14 protein-coding genes, 3 tRNA genes and 3 rRNA genes are annotated in these 16,236 nt (G+C 46.6%); 13 read left to right on the top strand and 7 right to left on the bottom strand.

Features of this window, described 5'->3' with window-relative positions; translation table 11 throughout:
• Window positions 1–7 precede the first annotated feature (7 nt).
• On the top strand, window positions 8–829 hold the full coding sequence (locus tag D890_RS0104595; protein ID WP_018963335.1) for a bifunctional 5,10-methylenetetrahydrofolate dehydrogenase/5,10-methenyltetrahydrofolate cyclohydrolase: 822 nt from the start codon (window positions 8–10) through the stop codon (window positions 827–829).
• Here the strand turns inward: D890_RS0104595 and D890_RS0104590 are convergent.
• Window positions 798–2,438 carry a glucosyl-3-phosphoglycerate synthase gene (locus D890_RS0104590; RefSeq protein ID WP_018963334.1) on the bottom strand — a complete coding sequence of 547 codons (1,641 nt, stop codon included), beginning with the start codon at window positions 2,436–2,438 and terminating at the stop codon, window positions 798–800. The two genes, D890_RS0104595 and D890_RS0104590, sit on opposite strands and share 32 nt — an antisense overlap.
• 324 nt (window positions 2,439–2,762) lie before the next feature.
• Here D890_RS0104590 and D890_RS0104585 point away from each other — a divergent pair.
• From D890_RS0104585 to rrf, 5 genes are all read left to right on the top strand, one after another.
• Window positions 2,763–4,292: ribosomal RNA gene (locus tag D890_RS0104585) — 16S ribosomal RNA — on the top strand.
• Window positions 4,293–4,348: 56 nt separating this feature from the next.
• Window positions 4,349–4,425, top strand: a tRNA-Ile gene (locus D890_RS0104580).
• 59 nt (window positions 4,426–4,484) lie between these two features.
• A tRNA-Ala gene (locus D890_RS0104575) sits at window positions 4,485–4,559 on the top strand.
• A 93-nt stretch (window positions 4,560–4,652) separates the two neighbouring features.
• Window positions 4,653–7,677 (top strand): 23S ribosomal RNA (locus D890_RS0104570).
• Window positions 7,678–7,781: 104 nt separating this feature from the next.
• Window positions 7,782–7,898 (top strand): 5S ribosomal RNA (gene rrf, locus D890_RS0104565).
• Together the 16S, 23S and 5S rRNA genes with 2 tRNA genes alongside form the textbook arrangement of a ribosomal RNA operon.
• Before the next feature lie 11 nt (window positions 7,899–7,909).
• Here the strand turns inward: rrf and D890_RS0104560 are convergent.
• From D890_RS0104560 to D890_RS0104550, 3 genes are all read right to left on the bottom strand, one after another.
• Window positions 7,910–8,323 (bottom strand): TM2 domain-containing protein, encoded by a 414-nt coding sequence (locus D890_RS0104560; protein WP_018963333.1) that lies wholly within the window; start codon window positions 8,321–8,323, stop codon window positions 7,910–7,912.
• Between the two features lie 164 nt (window positions 8,324–8,487).
• Window positions 8,488–8,724 carry a hypothetical protein gene (locus tag D890_RS0104555; RefSeq protein ID WP_018963332.1) on the bottom strand — a complete coding sequence of 79 codons (237 nt, stop codon included), beginning with the start codon at window positions 8,722–8,724 and terminating at the stop codon, window positions 8,488–8,490.
• Window positions 8,725–9,066: 342 nt separating this feature from the next.
• Window positions 9,067–9,155, bottom strand: a tRNA-Leu gene (locus tag D890_RS0104550).
• A gap of 157 nt (window positions 9,156–9,312) precedes the next feature.
• Here D890_RS0104550 and D890_RS07780 point away from each other — a divergent pair.
• Genes D890_RS07780 through D890_RS0104535 form a run of 3 tightly spaced genes read left to right on the top strand, consistent with a single transcriptional unit; the run spans window position 9,313 to window position 12,549 of the window.
• Entirely contained in the window at window positions 9,313–9,723 is a 411-nt protein-coding gene (locus D890_RS07780) for a prepilin-type N-terminal cleavage/methylation domain-containing protein (protein ID WP_051073664.1), read from the top strand.
• A 23-nt stretch (window positions 9,724–9,746) separates the two neighbouring features.
• On the top strand, window positions 9,747–11,354 hold the full coding sequence (locus tag D890_RS0104540) for a GspE/PulE family protein (protein WP_018963330.1): 1,608 nt from the start codon (window positions 9,747–9,749) through the stop codon (window positions 11,352–11,354).
• On the top strand, window positions 11,338–12,549 hold the full coding sequence (locus D890_RS0104535) for a type II secretion system F family protein (RefSeq protein ID WP_018963329.1): 1,212 nt from the start codon (window positions 11,338–11,340) through the stop codon (window positions 12,547–12,549). Before D890_RS0104540 ends, D890_RS0104535 begins: the two co-directional genes overlap by 17 nt.
• A gap of 63 nt (window positions 12,550–12,612) precedes the next feature.
• On the opposite strand, the gene D890_RS0104530 is transcribed toward D890_RS0104535, so the two are convergent.
• From D890_RS0104530 to D890_RS0104520, 3 genes are all read right to left on the bottom strand, one after another.
• On the bottom strand, window positions 12,613–13,074 hold the full coding sequence (locus D890_RS0104530) for a hypothetical protein (RefSeq protein ID WP_018963328.1): 462 nt from the start codon (window positions 13,072–13,074) through the stop codon (window positions 12,613–12,615).
• A 67-nt stretch (window positions 13,075–13,141) separates the two neighbouring features.
• Window positions 13,142–13,507: a hypothetical protein gene (locus D890_RS0104525; protein WP_040363487.1), complete on the bottom strand. Its 366-nt coding sequence runs from the start codon at window positions 13,505–13,507 to the stop codon at window positions 13,142–13,144.
• Between the two features lie 95 nt (window positions 13,508–13,602).
• Entirely contained in the window at window positions 13,603–14,709 is a 1,107-nt protein-coding gene (locus D890_RS0104520) for an iron-containing alcohol dehydrogenase family protein (protein ID WP_018963326.1), read from the bottom strand.
• 158 nt (window positions 14,710–14,867) lie between these two features.
• Here D890_RS0104520 and rpmH point away from each other — a divergent pair, with 158 nt between their 5' ends.
• The 4 genes from rpmH to D890_RS0104510 are packed head-to-tail and all read left to right on the top strand — an operon-like array spanning window position 14,868 to window position 16,222.
• Window positions 14,868–15,005 (top strand): 50S ribosomal protein L34, encoded by a 138-nt coding sequence (gene rpmH, locus D890_RS08140; RefSeq protein ID WP_083916935.1) that lies wholly within the window; start codon window positions 14,868–14,870, stop codon window positions 15,003–15,005.
• Window positions 15,005–15,364, top strand: coding sequence for a ribonuclease P protein component (rnpA, locus tag D890_RS07775; RefSeq protein WP_083916934.1), 360 nt, complete (start codon window positions 15,005–15,007; stop codon window positions 15,362–15,364). Before rpmH ends, rnpA begins: the two co-directional genes overlap by 1 nt.
• Window positions 15,315–15,575, top strand: a complete 261-nt coding sequence (gene yidD, locus D890_RS08110) for a membrane protein insertion efficiency factor YidD (protein WP_211209993.1) — start codon at window positions 15,315–15,317, stop codon at window positions 15,573–15,575. Before rnpA ends, yidD begins: the two co-directional genes overlap by 50 nt.
• Complete coding sequence (locus D890_RS0104510; protein ID WP_018963324.1) at window positions 15,560–16,222, top strand: YidC/Oxa1 family membrane protein insertase; 663 nt, start codon at window positions 15,560–15,562, stop codon at window positions 16,220–16,222. Before yidD ends, D890_RS0104510 begins: the two co-directional genes overlap by 16 nt.
• The last annotated feature ends 14 nt before the right edge of the window (window positions 16,223–16,236 follow it).

Below are 16,236 nucleotides of genomic sequence, written 5' to 3'. Positions count from 1 at the left end.
TGGTTATATGGTAAACATACTTAAAGGTGCGCCAGTTGCTGATGCCATTTATGAGGAACTTTCCAAAATGAATGGTGCGAATCCACTTCTTAGTATCATAAAGTACAAAGGTACTGATGCAGGTGGCTATCTCAAAGGCCTCACAAAAAGTGCGAATAGGGTAAATGCACGTCTTCAAGTGACCGAAGTGGAACATTATGACGAATTGTTGAAGACTGTGCAGGAAATGGGAGCAAATGATTGCGTAAGCGGTGTTTTGCTTCTTAAGCCGTTCCCCAAGGATTGGAATTTTAGAGAAGCAGTGAAGCTCTTACCGCCTAGTAAAGATGTGGATGCTTTGCACCCAGTTAATCTCGGTTTGCTTGCTCAGAACCTTGCTCTGCTCATGCCTGCCACACCGCAGAGCATCATACAGATATTAGATTTCTACAATATTCCCATTGAGGGGAAGAATATACTAGTAATTGGTAGAAGTGAAGCAGTGGGGCTTCCCGCTGCACTTATGTTGCTTCACAGGAATGGTACCGTAACCATTGCTCACAGCAGAACAAAAGATATTCCTTCTTTATCGGTTAAGGCAGACATATTGGTTGTAGCCATAGGGAAGGCTCATTTTGTAAATGAAACATTCGTAAAAAATGGCGCAGTGGTCATCGATGTGGGAACAAACATGACTGACGATGGCAAAGTTGTAGGCGACGTCGATTTCGACAGTGTCATGCCTTTAGTAAGCGCCATAACTCCTGTGCCAGGTGGAGTAGGCTCTGTAACCACTGCTTGCCTATTCAAGAATTTGTTTACTTGTTATTATATGAATCATTCTGCATAGGAAGATTCTTCAGAACGTTCTGAAGTGGGGGCCTCTTTAATTGCGAAACGTTTCTTCTTAACAGAGAGTACTTGTCTGTGGAAAGAAGGGCATAAATTAAAGAGGTCTTTATCTCTTTCGTTTCGCTATCTTCTGTATCCGACGCATCCTTGAATGCCTGAAGGACTTCCGTTCCCATTCTGGTCAAAGCCTCTATGCCTTGGTTACGGTGTATTATCCATCCCACATCGCTTTGAGCGATGGCACTTACACCGAATACCTTTGCTGTGTGTAGCAAAAAACCTATTTCTATCCCATATCCCGTGTAAAATGGCAGCGATTTTAGCAGTTCCATACGCGCCGCCGTAAATCCTGACAGTGGTTGGAATAAAAACAATAGCTCGGGCATCTCCATGCTCAAAAGTGGTCTTACCAATATTTCTGTAACGCGGCCGCCGCCACTTTTCAGAGTTTTGTCTTCAGCTCCACCTCTATTAAAATAACCTTTTACCAATTGCAAATCTTTTCTCAAAACCAACGGTCCCACAATATTGAGAACCATTTCTTCCGTAGGGTTTTTTATATCTGCATCTAAAAAGGCTACGATGTCCATGTTGTTCACAACAAAAAGCGATTTCCAAAGGGCTTCACCTTTTCCCCTATAGGCACCAAATTCTGGGAAAACATCTCCACTTCGATAAACTTCTGCTCCAGCTTCCTTGGCTACTCGTGATGTGCCGTCTGTAGAATCATTATCCATTACCACAATTCTGTCTAAAATTCCTTCTTTTTTGAGTGGCATATAACATGCGATGACATTTGCTACGGTTTCTTCCTCATTAAAAGCTGGAATTACTAAACCTATTTTTTGTTTCCTCTCAAACTTTTTCTGCTTTATCCATTCCTTTTTAAAGGAATCTTTCGGAAATGTGTTGCGCAAGAAAAGAGTCGTGGGGTCGCTATGTGTAAGCTGCTGCCTATTAGCTTCCTTCATATCTTTTGTTCTTTGACGCTGTTGATAAACCAATATAAAACTTGTGACGCCATTGCCATCCTGAATTTTCTTGACCAGGTTCCACAAAAAATGTTCTTCGCTAATGGGATTTGGAAGGCCAAGCACGGCAAGGTCAAACATGGGAAGTTGTTCCATGATGGCTGCTGTCGCATCAGAATTCCCTAATGGAATGAAGTTAACTTCCTGCAGTTCATCTTGCTTAAAGCCTCTGTCGAAAGAAACGTCATCTTGGGTGATTTCTGTAATCTGTGGTTTATACAGGTTTATTAACCTCGCATGTTCCATCATGCCTGATGTTTGAAGGGCTTTTCCCACCAATTCAAAAAGGCCTACGTTAGCACGTCCTCTACTAAAGATACCAACTCTTTTCTTTCTTTTGTAATTCCTCATGTAACTCAAAACTAAATTCTGGCAAGTGTTCATGAGTGTATTAACAGTGCCCACGTCTATTTTTATAGTAGATAAATCCAACGTTACTGACAAATCCATCCTCCGTGAAACCATGTCTAACGCTTGCTTTACATCAGTAACCCACGTCAATGGCTGGTTTTCAGAGAGGTTATTAAGAAATCTCGTTAGCGTAGCATTTGGTTTTCTTTCACTGATGTATATCATGTTTGAATTTTACACCTTGGTGTAAATAAAGCTGGTTTTTTCTATGGCAGAAAAGAGTTTTGGACCTTATTTTTTCATAATGTGACTTAAAAGGCTTGACAAAATTTATTTGGTGTCCTATACTTAATAACGCCTGCTTAGAGATGAGCACGGTGAGAGCTCAAAGCGGAGAGCGATGAGCTCGAAGATAAAGAACGCCGAAAGGTGAAAAACCGGGGACAGGAAGAGAAGAAAGCGGTCGGAAAGACTAAAAAAGTATCTACAAGATAGATACAGTGAATCAAAATCGAGTAGGGATTAAACGGAAGTGAATATAGAGAATATATCACGGAGGGTTTGATCCCGGCTCAGGACGAACGCTGGCGGCGTGCCTAATGCATGCAAGTCGAGCGAGTTATTGCTTTCGGGTAATAACTCAGCGGCGAACGGGTGAGTAACACGTAGGTGATCTACCCTTCAGAGGGGGACAACCTTGGGAAACCGAGGCTAATCCCACATGAGTTCGTTGGCAGGGATGCTGATGAAGAAAAGGTTACTGAGAAGTAATCGCTGAAGGATGAGCCTGCGGCCCATCAGGTAGTTGGCGAGGTAAAGGCTCACCAAGCCGAAGACGGGTAACCGGTCTGAGAGGATGTACGGTCACACTGGGACTGAGACACGGCCCAGACTCCTACGGGAGGCAGCAGCAGGGAATTTTGGGCAATGGGCGAAAGCCTGACCCAGCGACGCCGCGTGGAGGAAGAAATCCTTCGGGATGTAAACTCCTGGACTGGGGGACGAGAGAGGACGGTACTCCAGTAGAAAGGGACGGCTAACTACGTGCCAGCAGCCGCGGTAAAACGTAGGTCCCGAGCGTTGTTCGGATTCACTGGGTGTAAAGGGCGCGTAGGCGGTTGTTTGTGTCTCATGTGAAAACTCAGGGCTCAACTCTGAGATTGCGTGGGAAACTAAGCAGCTAAGAGGACGGTAGAGGGGAGTGGAATTCCCGGTGTAGCGGTAAAATGCGTAGATATCGGGAAGAACACCGGTGGCGAAGGCGGCTCTCTGGGCCGATCCTGACGCTGAGGCGCGAAAGCTAGGGGAGCGAACCGGATTAGATACCCGGGTAGTCCTAGCCGTAAACGATGGGTGCTAGGTGTTGGGGGGTAAAGACCCTTCAGTGCCGGAGCGAACGCGATAAGCATCCCACCTGGGGAGTACGGCCGCAAGGTTGAAACTCAAAGGAATTGGCGGGGGTCCGCACAAGCGGCGGAGCATGTGGTTTAATTCGATGCTGCCCGAAGAACCTTACCAGGGTTTGACATGATGGTAGTAGTAACCTGAAAGGGGAACGACCTGACCGTAAGGGAAGGAGCCATTGCAGGTGTTGCATGGCTGTCGTCAGCTCGTGCCGTGAGGTGTCGGCTTAAGTGCCGTAACGAGCGCAACCCTCATCCCTAATTGCTACTTACGAAGAGTGAGAGCACAATAGGGAGACCGCTGGCGAAGAGCCAGAGGAAGGGGAGGATGACGTCAAGTCAGCATGGCCTTTATGCCCTGGGCTACACACATGCTACAATGCAGGGTACAATGGGAAGCGAAGCCGCGAGGTGGAGCAAATCCCGAAAAGCCCTGCTCAGTTCGGATCGTACGCTGCAATTCGCGTGCGTGAAGTCGGAGTCGCTAGTAACCGTGGATCAGCAAAGCCGCGGTGAATACGTTCTCGGGCCTTGCACACACCGCCCGTCAAGCCACCCGAGTCGGGTTCACCAGAAGGCCGGTAACCGAAAGGGCCGGACGACGGTGTGCCTGGTAAGGAGGGCTAAGTCGTAACAAGGTAGCTGTACCGGAAGGTGCGGCTGGATCACCTCCTTTCTAAGGAGAATCTTTTAGAAACTCCTTTTTTCTTCCTTTCCTGCCCCAGGTAAAAAGGGCCCTTAGCTCAGTAGGCTAGAGCGTGCCCCTGATAAGGGCAAGGCCCGAGGTTCGAATCCTCGAGGGCCCACCAAGTAGGCAAGCAAGCCAACGTGCATGCTTGTAAAGTATTTTCTTTAGAAGCACGTTTGTGGGGATGTAGCTCAGTGGGAGAGCACCTGCTTTGCAAGCAGGGGGCCAGCGGTTCGAACCCGCTCATCTCCACCATGCACGCTAAACAACTAGGGAGAAGGTAGAAGGCATAGAAATAGGCAAAGAAAGATAAGCCCATTGTAAAAGAGGAAGCGCGAGAATTAGTAGAAGCAAGATACAAAGGGCGCACGGAGGATGCCTATAGGTAGTGAAGGCCGAAGAAGGACGTGGCAGGCTGCGAAAAGCCCGGGGTAGGTGCCTAACAACCGTTAAACCCGGGATGTCCGAATGGGGAAACCCGCATGGATGGAAATCCATGCATCGCATAATGAAATTAGTAGTTATGCGAAGGGCACGAGGTGAAGTGAAACATCTCAGTAACCTCAGGAAAAGAAATCGAAAGAGATACCCTAAGTAGCGGCGAGCGAAAGGGGCAGAGCCCAAACCTAAGTTGTGTGATAGCGGTCAGGCGTTGCAATTTAGGGGTAGCGGGGCATATACGGAGCCGGCTGACAACAGGCTCAGTTAGTTACAAAAGTTGTACATAGTCGAACTGCATGGGAAGGCAGACCGAAGAAGGTGAGAGTCCTGTAGGCGAAATGTACGACACTAACTGGTATATGAACCCAAGTACACCGGGACACGAGGAATCCTGGTGGAATCAGGGGGGACCACCCTCCAAGGCTAAACACCTTCACTAACCGATAGAGGAAAGTACCGTGAGGGAAAGGTGAAAAGAACCCCGGTGAGGGGAGTGAAATAGAACCTGAAACCGTGTGCCTACAAGGAACGGGAGGCGACTAGAAGGTTGCTGACCGTGTGCCTATTGAAGAATGAGCCAGGGAGTTCATTGCAGTAGCGAGGTTAAGGTGCTGAGGCACTGGAGCCGAAGGGAAACCGAGTCTTAAAAGGGCGAAGAGCTGCTGCGGTGAGACACGAAGCCGGGTGATCTACCCATGTCCAGGGTGAAGGGCAGGTAAGACTGTCTGGAGGCCCGAACCCGTCAGGGGTAAAAACCTGTGGGATGAGGTGTGGGTAGGGGAGAAATTCCAATCGAACCCGGGGATAGCTGGTACTCTCCGAAATGCATTGAGGTGCAGCCTTTGGGTAGTAGACCATGGAGGTAGAGCACTGGTAGGGCTAGGGGGTCGTGAGGCCTACTGAACCCTGTCAAACTGCGAATGCTGTGGTAGCTAGCCCAAGGAGTGAGTCTGCGGGGGAAAAGCTTCGTAGGCGAAAGGGGAACATCCCAGACTATCGGCTAAGGTCCCGAAGCTACGCTAAGTGTTCCAACCTAAAGGAAGTACGTCTGCAAAGACAGCCAGGATGTTGGCTCAGAAGCAGCCATCATCTAAGGAGTGCGTAACAGCTCGCTGGTCGAGCGGATGTGCGCCGAAGATATAACGGGGCTAAGCGTAGCACCGAAGCCATAGACTTATCGAGTCCAAGGGCTTGATAAGTGGTAGGAGAGCGTTCTGTACGGGGAGAAGGTTAATCGTGAGGTTAGCTGGACTGTACAGAAGTGAGAATCCTGGCATGAGTAACGATAAGACAGGTGAGAATCCTGTCCGCCGGAAGTCCAAGGGTTCCTGGGGAAGGATCGTCCGCCCAGGGTAAGCCGGAGCCTAAGGTGAGGCCGAAAGGCGTAACCGATGGATAAACAGGTTAATAGTCCGTGCCACAAACCTATTCGTTTGACCTAAAGGGGAGACGCAGGAAGGTAGCTGCGCGTGCGAGTGGAAGAGCACGTTCTTATGGGTGAGGCCTGAGTGTAGGGAAATCCGCACTCGACAAAGGTTAACCTATAGGAGGAATGTCCGAGAGGATGTGAAGGGAGTGATCCCACACTGCCGAGAAAAACCTCGTTAGGGAGAATAGGTAAGTGTCCGTACCCTAAACCGACACAGGTGGACTAGTAGATAAACTACTAAGGCGCGCGAGAGAACCCTCGCTAAGGAACTCGGCAAACTGACCCCGTAACTTAGGGAGAAGGGGTGCCTGTGGTAGGTGGAACTGTAGAGGGGAAGCTGAAGCAGGCCGCAGAGGATAGGTCCTGGCGACTGTTTACCAAAAACACAGGTCTCTGCGAAGGCGAAAGCCGAAGTATAGGGGCTGAGGCCTGGCCAGTGCTGGAAGGTTAAGGTGAAGGGTTAGCTTAGAAATAGGCGAAGCTCTGAGCCGAAGCCCCAGTAAACGCCGGCCGTAACTATAACGGTCCTAAGGTAGCGAAATTCCTTGTCGGGCAAGTTCCGACCCGCATGAAAGGTGTGACGACTGGGACGCTGTCTCAGCGAGGGACTCGGTGAAATTACAATGGGGGTGAAGATGCCCTCTACCCGCGGCAGGACGGAAAGACCCCATGGAGCTTTACTGTAGCCTGATATTGGGTTTTGGCATTTGCTGCGCAGGATAGGTGGGAGGCTAAGAATGTACCCTTTCGGGGGTACAGGAGCCGACGGTGAGATACCACCCTGCAGATGTCGGAACTCTAACGTGGAGCCGTGAAACCGGCACATGGACAGTGTCAGGTGGGCAGTTTGACTGGGGCGGTCACCTCCTAAAGAGTAACGGAGGCGTTCAAAGGTACCCTCAGGCGGAATGGAAACCCGCTGAAGAGTGCAAAGGCATAAGGGTGCTTGACTGCGAGAGAGACATCTCGAGCAGAGTGGAAACACGGACTTAGTGACCCGGTGGTGCTGAGTGGAAAGGCCACCGATCAACGGATAAAAGTTACCCTGGGGATAACAGGCTAATGGGTCCCGAGAGTCCATATCGACGGATCCGTTTGGCACCTCGATGTCGACCCGTCTCATCCTGGGGCTGAAGCAGGTCCCAAGGGTTGGGCTGTTCGCCCATCAAAGAGGCACGCGAGTTGGGTTCAGAGCGTCGTGAGACAGCTCGGTCCTTATCCGCCGCGGGCGTAGGAGTTCTGAGGGGAGCTCTTCCTAGTACGAGAGGACCGGAAGGGACCAGGCACTGGTGTACCAGTTGTACCGCCAGGTGCAGAGCTGGGTAGCCACCCTGGGAGGAATAAGCGCTGAAAGCATCTAAGCGCGAAGTCCATCCCGAGATAAGAACTCCCACAGAGTTAATCTGGTAAGGGCCCGGGAAGACAACCCGGTAGATAGGCTGGAAGTGGAAGCCCAGCAATGGGTGTAGCTGACCAGTACTAATAGCCCGAGGTCTTGCTTCGCTAAAAGAAGCACTTCTAAAGTTATGGTAGGGATTATCTTAACTTAGCTGAAGCTTCTGTGTGTAACTACCTTCTCCTAAAGTTGTTTAGTGTGTAAAAAGGGACTTAGTGCCCATGCCCTGAGGAAACGCCCGGACCCATTCCGAACCCGGAAGCTAAGCTCAGGGAAGCCGATGGTACTGGTGTGCGGGAGCTGCCGGGAGAGTAGGTTGGTGCTAAGTCCCCCTTTTTTTTATTGTGTAGATGGGTTGTTTGCCGTATGTAATATCTCATCTATGGTTTTGTTTTCTATGGATTCTGTCGCCTTTCTTACTTGACCGGGAAGAGTAAACAGGTCTATTAGGATAAGCAAGCCCAGTGCTATTGAGCAGAAGAGTCCCGCTTCAAAAAGTCCATTGCCAGTAGCACCGAAGGAGACAAGCGATGAGAACTCGCCAGCGATCATGGATATGAAGCCAAATACGCCCAGTAGCAGATATAATATGCCTTGAGTGGTTTCTTGCAGGTAGAATTTATGTATACCCAGACCTCCCAGGAAGATACAAAGGACATAGGCTAATCCCACGCTTTTTCTTCGCTTTTGCATCTCACTTTCTAATACAGCAAGCTGTTCCATGGTTAATTCTTGTTTCCTGTTCACCGACATACCCACACCTCCCATAATAATGCATAATTATATACTAAAAAGGATAGAACTTACACTCATTTCATTCCATTACATTTACCGAATTGGCGTTCCTTTTTGAAGTGTGATTGGCTCGAGCTATTGCGGGGCGAAAAGTATGAGGTCAGATGGTAAGAAACATTATTTCATGGACGAGTATCGATGTTGGGCTTGTCGGCATCTGGAACTAAGATGGGGTCACCGCTGCTATAATTATCCATTATTTCTACAGTAGTATTTCCAGATTTCTTTCTTTGGAATAGGAACGTAAACTCTTGCCTGCATTTATTAAAATACATATCGGTAAACAAAACTGCAAACGAATGAAGAAGCTTCTTCTGGCTGAACAACAGTGCCGCGTACTGAAAAAGCCGAGGATTCATACATTATCATTCTCAGAGTACTCGGATTGCTGCTGTCCTGATTTATATCAGCCGTCAAGTGGATAGCAGTTCCATTTCCCTTGTTTGTTAGTGTTATATGAAACACAAGGAGCCCGTGATTATCTACGTAGGGCTTAATATCACTCTTACTTAAGACAAAGAAAGGTAATGCGGAAATCCGATTTTGTGTTTGTTATATTGGTGTCCTGCGCGTAACTTTGAATGCTACTAAGGGGCTCACAATAACCCCAATAGCACCAACAATGGCACTAATTAAACCTTGATATTCATTGAAAAACTTTAATAGGCTATCCATATCCCTTTGAAGAGTTAAAAATGGCTTGGTGCCGAGGGCGGGAGTCGAACCCGCATGGGTGGTGAAGCCCGGTGGATTTTGAGTCCACTGCGTCTGCCTATTCCGCCACCTCGGCACAGCTTTTACATAACAATTATAGCAGCATTTATGTAATAAAGGCAATATCCTTATATCTGTTCCATTTGGAATATAAAGCCGCATCTTAATGCTATAATTTTTACAACTTTGTCTGATTAAAATTCACACAAAGGAATGGAAGGAAGGTGGATGCATTGAAGAGAAATGAAAAGAAAAGACAGTTGAGGGGCTTTACATTGGTAGAATTGGTCGTTGTCTTAGTCATTTTGGGTGTGTTGGTTACGTTGGCGGTACCACGTTTTACCACAAGTGCAACAAAAACAAAGCAAACAACGTTCTGCTCTAACGTGAGAACGATTAAATCGCAATTGGAACTTTACAAGATGAGTACTGGGGCATATCCTGTTACTGCTTCTCTGGGAGTTTTTTTAAATGATCCTAACTATTTTGAAAGCGCTCCTGTAAACCCATATACAAGCTCAGCATTCCAATACAATGGGGGCACCATAACGAATAGTACGGCTGCCGGTTATTTTACGTATACTTCGACAGATGGAAGCGCCTATACAATTACGGCTAGCCCAGATTGTTCTAACATTAAATGATGGAGAGTTTTTAGCACTTAATTATGGCTGAGCCTTTGGCACAACTACTCGCTGAAAAGGGTTATCTACGGTTTGAACGTATCGACGAGGTCGTAGGTGAAGCCAAACGGCAGGGCCTTAGGCTCGGCCAGTACCTTGTTGCAGAGGGCATTATCAAGAAAAATGAACTTGGACAGGTACTGGCTGAGCAATACGGAAAATCTTACATTGATTCAGAAGCCATTATAAGGCTACTGGATCTAAACAGCTTGAAGAGTATGCAGAGTTTATCTGCTTACCTTTCCAAACCTGAGGAACAACTTACGGGGCTTATGCGTACATACAGGCTTATTCCACTCCAGAAAGAGCAAAACAAGCTGCTCATTGCTGTAGTGCCTCCACTGGAGGCGAATGTTTCCAATCAATTGAAAAGTTTCTTTGGTGTTGACCTTGACTATCTGGTTACCACAGAACAGGATTTTTCCGAGGTAGTCATGGATAGATTCTTTTCTCTTAATTTCTTCACCAAAAGCAACGAAACGCGGAGCCAGTTAAGAGAAATAAAAGTATCTTCTCTGGACCTGCTTTCTACCGAAGCTTCAGCGGAAAATGCTATCAATGCCATAATTTATGATGCGGCACATCGTAATGCCACCGATGTGCACTTTGTTGCCACGCAGTCACAGTACGTGGTTAAATATCGCCTGGATGGCATTGTCCAGCAAATAGTTACCTTGCCCAGGGCATTGGCGGAAGAGATCGTTACCAGGGTGAAGGTGCTGGCTGACATGGACATTGCAGAAAAGCGCCGTCCTCAGGATGGCCAGTTTGATGTAATGATAGAAAGCCAGCCTTATAGCATACGTGTGGCAACAGTGGGCAGTATTTATGGAGAAAATATGTTTATGAGGTTGCTTTACCGCCGCAGCCTCAGGACGGGTCTGGATAATCTGGGCATGCTTCCCGAACAGATAAGCCTTATCAGGGACATGATAAAAAAACCTTACGGGATTATCGTAACCACAGGTCCTACGGGAAGTGGAAAAACAACCACACTTTATGCACTGTTGAAGGAGATTTACGAAGCAAGAGACAAAAACATTATTACCATTGAGGATCCGGTGGAGTATGATTTTGAAGGCATAACCCAGGTACAGATGAACCCTAAAGCGGATATAACGTTTTCTTCTACGCTTAGGGCGGCTTTGAGGCAAGATCCTGACATCATTCTGCTTGGTGAAATAAGGGATGAGGAAACACTCCATGCGGCTCTGGACGCAGCGTTGTCTGGACACTTGGTGCTTTCTACACTTCATGCCAATAATGCTGTGGCCGCTGTGGCACGTTTTATGAGCATGGGTGCGGATCCACTCTTGGTTGCTTCTGCTTTACACTGTGTCATGGCTCAAAGGCTTGTGCGTCTGTGGGACAACAGCACAAATAGCTACAAGGGAAGAACAGGCGTGTACGAGATTTTGCCTGTGGACGATGAGATTAGGAGCAAGATTTCACAGAAAACTGATGTGGTACAGCTTTTTCAGACCGCGAAAGCAAAAGGTTTCATATCCATGGAAGAGATAGCACGTTTCTTGGTTGACCAGGGGCTGACTACGGAGGAAGAGGTGGTGAGGGTATTTGGCTACTCCCAATAAGAAAAACTATTACCGTTATGTTGTGATAAAAAGCAACGGGAACAAAACAGCTGTGGGAACAATCCAGGCTCAGGATGTTGAGGAGGCAAAAACAAAAGCGTCGAAAATTGGGCTCCTCATGGAAGTGACTGAAGCGCCTCCTGGGAAATCGCCCAAATTGAATGAGAACGATTTGTACTTTTTTGCATCAAACTTATCCAGCTTTGTCCAAGGTGGATTTAACATATTAGAAGCTCTGGAAGTATTAAAAGACCGCGGTGGTAATAGAAAGGTCAGTAACGTAGCAAATCATCTCATATTCTATGTAAGCCGTGGTGCTTCTGTATCCAATGCACTGGAGCTCACGGGCTCTTTCCCGGCTCTGTTCGTTAATCTGGTAAGAAGTGGTGAACGTAGCGGCTCATTGGACGCAGCATTTACTGATTTAGCTGATTTTTACAGAACCATGCGTACATTAAAAGGCAAAATAAGCAGTGCCACTATGTATCCTGCAGTTATTTCCGTTGTTGCTGTTTTAGCTGTGGTGGCTTACATGGTGTTCGTCCTTCCCACGATGACACAAATGTTTACGTCTTTTGGCGCTCAATTACCTGGCATAACAATGTTTGTCATTAACTTGGCTCATTTTTTCCAAACGAGCTGGTATTGGCTTGTGGCTGTCATTGTTCTTGGTTATTTGGCGGCTCGTGAGTTGGTCACTAACGTGATGAGCGTTAAGCGCTTTTACGAGCGGATTAAGCTGGCATTTCCTGTTATTGGCAGGCTGTCCGTTACACCTGAATACCTACGCCTCGCAAAAACGATGAGGAGTGGATACGTTAATGGTTTACCTGTTGTAGAAATACTCAACCTAACTCAGGGCGTCATGGAAAACCAGATTTTCAAAGACAAAATAGCAAAAGTGAAAGAGCTTGTTATTTCTGGTATGCCTTTGCACGAAGCGTTCAAGCAAGCAGATACGGATCCATTGCTTTGGCGCACTATCGCCATTGGTACAGAAGCGGGCAGTTTGGACAACAGTTTAGCTCGCTACATCGATATAACACAGGAAGAATTTAGTAGGTTCCTTGACACGCTTACCGCGGCAGTAGAGCCCTTCGCGTTAATATTCGTTGGCTGTTTAGTTGGGTTCATTGTTATATCTCTTTATCTGCCCATGTTTGACATGATTCCCGCTCTGATGGGAACGCAATAAAACAGATAGCAAGATAGCGATACGGTGGCTTTCTAAAAAAACAATGTGGTAGTCGGTTTAAGGCTAAGGTTTCAGTTCATCTAATGCGCGGCGGAGCTCGGTGATGGCAGTCAAGAGTGTGTCCATGTCATCGAGGACTTCAGTGAGCTCTGCATATACCAATGATAGATCATCCAGTGTATCTTCCAAGAGCGCATATTCCTCAGTGTCCTCTTGTTGATTATCTATTTCATGTTCTACAATGTCATGCTGATTTGCAACACGTTCCTGAAGTGTTATGAGGGAGTGGTTGAGTGTTTCCCAGCGTTCACTTATCGTGTCTAAAAGTGAAAGAAGGTCTTTTTTGGAAAGCTTTTCAGCGGACTGTGATTCTTCTCTATTGGGGTTTTTAGAGAAAAGGTCTTCAATTTGAAGTTTTGCTTGTCTAAAGTCGTTGCTCAGCGCAGACAAATCATCCGATAATTCTTCAAGCTTAGCACCTAAAGCAAAACTCTGATCGGCTAACTGTTTCACACTTTCTTCCACAAATGCCCCCTTTTAACATTGTTTCCGGAAGCACATGCACGCTTCCGGAAACAAGATTTTTACATCTCTAAATACCTGCAAAAAACGATTTTGTAATAGATACGATAAAAAGGTACAAACTTGCGATAAACGCCGGGAAAGCGTAAGTTGGATACATGCTACCTTCCAGTGGCATGTAAGGGTCTGCATTGACCTTGCTTGTGTAGGCCAATATGCCTACTACGACCATAACGGCAGTAGCAATAATAAAATCCCAACTTGCATGCTTCTTTGTAACCAAAGCAATAATCTCTGTAAGCAGGCAAACACCACCGAGAACTACAAAGAAAACCAACCAACCTTTAGGGTTGGCGATAAACGGGTTAGTCAATACCGCAATGGCGTCCAATAGGCCTACCACCGCGTACAAACCTGTCCTCCATCCCAAGATCATCCACTCCTTACTGTTTCCATAATTTGCGTTAAAGTAATGATAACACTTAAGCCCATATTTTGAAGAGAACACTGTAAAAACGCACTATAAACGCATTAAATACCAAAAGCTTCCTTGTAAAGTTGAATTACTTCATCTGCATTTGGTTTCCTGCAAGCAGAATTCATAAGCCGTTTGTTGTTTACAACTTGATCTGCCCACTTGTTCAGCAGGGATGGGCTCCATGTTATATTTTTGATTTGGTCTGATATACCATACTTTGTTCTCAAGTCGCTGAGGAATGTGCTTAAATCATCTGCATTGAGCATTTTTGCCAACCTCTCATAATGTTGAGGTCTAACCTCAGCATTGAATTTAAACACGACGGGCATGAGAATGGCGTTTGCTCGGCCATGTGGAATGTCAAACTCTGTGGTAAGCGGATATCCCATGGCATGGGCAATGCCGGAGCCAGATACGTTTATGGCAAGCCCACCGAGTAGTGATGCTAACGACAGATCTTCATGTGCTTGTTTGTTCATATTATCTAAATTGTTCAGGTGCGGAGCGATAAACTGCATGCCTTTTTCAACAAAGGCATCTGTGATCGGGTTGCTCAGCGCTGAGAAGTATGCTTCTGTAAGATGGGAAAGTGCATCCAAGGTTGTATCTATGGCGACGTTGGCCGGCATAGAGTAGGTAAGTTCAGGGTCCACTATGGCAACTTTGGGGACAATCTTTTCGTCACTTATGGTTTTCTTCTGGTGCTCATGTGTTATAACGGAGTACTTTGTGACTTCAGAGCCTGTCCCATGCGTTGTGGGGGCAGCCACGATAGGCAGTGCTGAAGGTACCATGTTTATGCCAAACAGGTCTGTTAGTGGCTTGTGCGAGGAATAAGCAGCTGCAACAGCTTTGGCAAAATCGAGCACGCTGCCACCACCTACAGCGACTACTACGTCAACCGGTTTTCCCATGGTTTTGATCAGTGACAGCGCTTCGTCTACTTCTTCTGCTTTCGGGTTCGGCGACACATTATCAAAATGGATGACATCCAAGCCGTTAAGGAGTGCATTTAGCTTATCCAAGAGCCCGCGTTCTTTAGCACTTTTCCCTGTAACCAAGAAAACACCATGACCCATGGGAGCTACATAATCTCTAAGTTTATCTAACGAACCTTCTCCAAACAAAATGATGTGGTTTAAGTCTGACTGGAAAAACACTGATGATCACCTCCGTCTGTAGTATATAATTTATATGCTGACTTTTAACTTTGTGTTCTTGCCAAACGGTCTAATAAAAATCTCCTTGGAATAATACAAAAGGAGAACAGTACAGCAAAAAGGACAAAAATGCTTTTTTATGAAAGGAGTAGGTCGCAGTGAAGGCAACGTATCAACCAAGCAAGAGGTATCGCAGGAAAACGCACGGCTTTTTTGCAAGGATGTCCACACCTGGCGGAAGAAATGTGATAAAGCGCAGACGCCAAAAAGGACGTCACCAATTGGTTCCTCGTTAATGGCAGTAAAGCGAGACCTGCGGTTAAAAGGCAAAAGTAATTTCTCTAAGGTTTATGGTGAGGGCAGTGTACTGCGCTCTGACGTGGTTGTGGTTTACTACTTACGTATGACGCAGAAAAGAGTTGCGGTTGTGGTGAGTAAGCGTTTTGGAAACGCTGTGAAACGTAACCGTATTAGAAGACTGCTTTTAGAGGCATGGTCACAAAATCGCGCGACGCTGCCCGATGGTTACTACATTATTCTGCCAAGGTCTGCCATTTTGAATATGCCTGAAAAAACGTGGCGGCAGCAGGCGAAGGAGTTTTTCAGTGAATGGCGTAGCGGTGAAAACAGTTCGCATACTGCTGCAGTTCTATAGGTTTTTCAGACAACTGGTGCTACCTGGTCCCGTTTGTCGTCATACGCCGACATGTTCGGCGTATTGGGAACAAGCTGTAGAGGAGCACGGTTTTTTCTGGGGCTCTGTGCTCACTTTTAAACGTGTGCTAACATGCAATCCACTATTCCCAGGAGGATACGATCCAGTACCTAAGAAAGGAGAAGTAAAAATTCTATGGTTGCGAGTATAAGTAACTTTTTTTCGTGGGTTCTTCAGTTGCTTTACAGTTTAGTGCCTAATTACCCTCTGGATATCGTAGTTATGACTGTACTGCTCAAACTGATTTTGGAGCCGTTGACGTACCATCAATTACGTACCAGTTTTGTAATAAGTAGCATACAGGGTGAGCTCCAGGATATTGCAAAGAAATATAAGAATGATCCTCAGCAGGCGGCTCAGGCACAGTCGCGGGTTTATAAAGAACATGGTGTAAACCCTCTTATTGGCTGTTTGTTGCCACTTTTGCAAATACCAATATTTTTTGGACTTTACGGGTCTTTGGTTTCTAACCCTAACTTCAAGGGACTCCCATTCCTTTGGGTTACTGACATAAGCAAGCCTGATCCGACATGGATTACGGTAATTGTTATGGTGCTGGTTACATACTTCCAATTCAAGTTCACAAGCCAGCCCACGGGAGACCCCAATATGCAAAGACAACAAAACATGATGATGTGGGTTTTCGTGATTATGATAGGTTTTATTGCCCGTAGCTTCCCGTTTGGCGTGGCAATTTACTGGCTTGTCTATTCACTTATAAGTATCGCTGAGTCTGTAATAATACGCCGCATGGTGCAAAATGAGCTTGAGAATAAGAAAGCTGCCGCTCAGAAGTAGAGCGTCTTCTCTGA

The sequence above is a fragment of the Coprothermobacter platensis DSM 11748 genome (assembly GCF_000378005.1).
Lineage (GTDB): Bacteria > Coprothermobacterota > Coprothermobacteria > Coprothermobacterales > Coprothermobacteraceae > Coprothermobacter > Coprothermobacter platensis.
The sequence above is the reverse complement of the archived record's forward strand: the minus strand, read 5'-3'. Positions and strand labels throughout refer to the sequence as shown.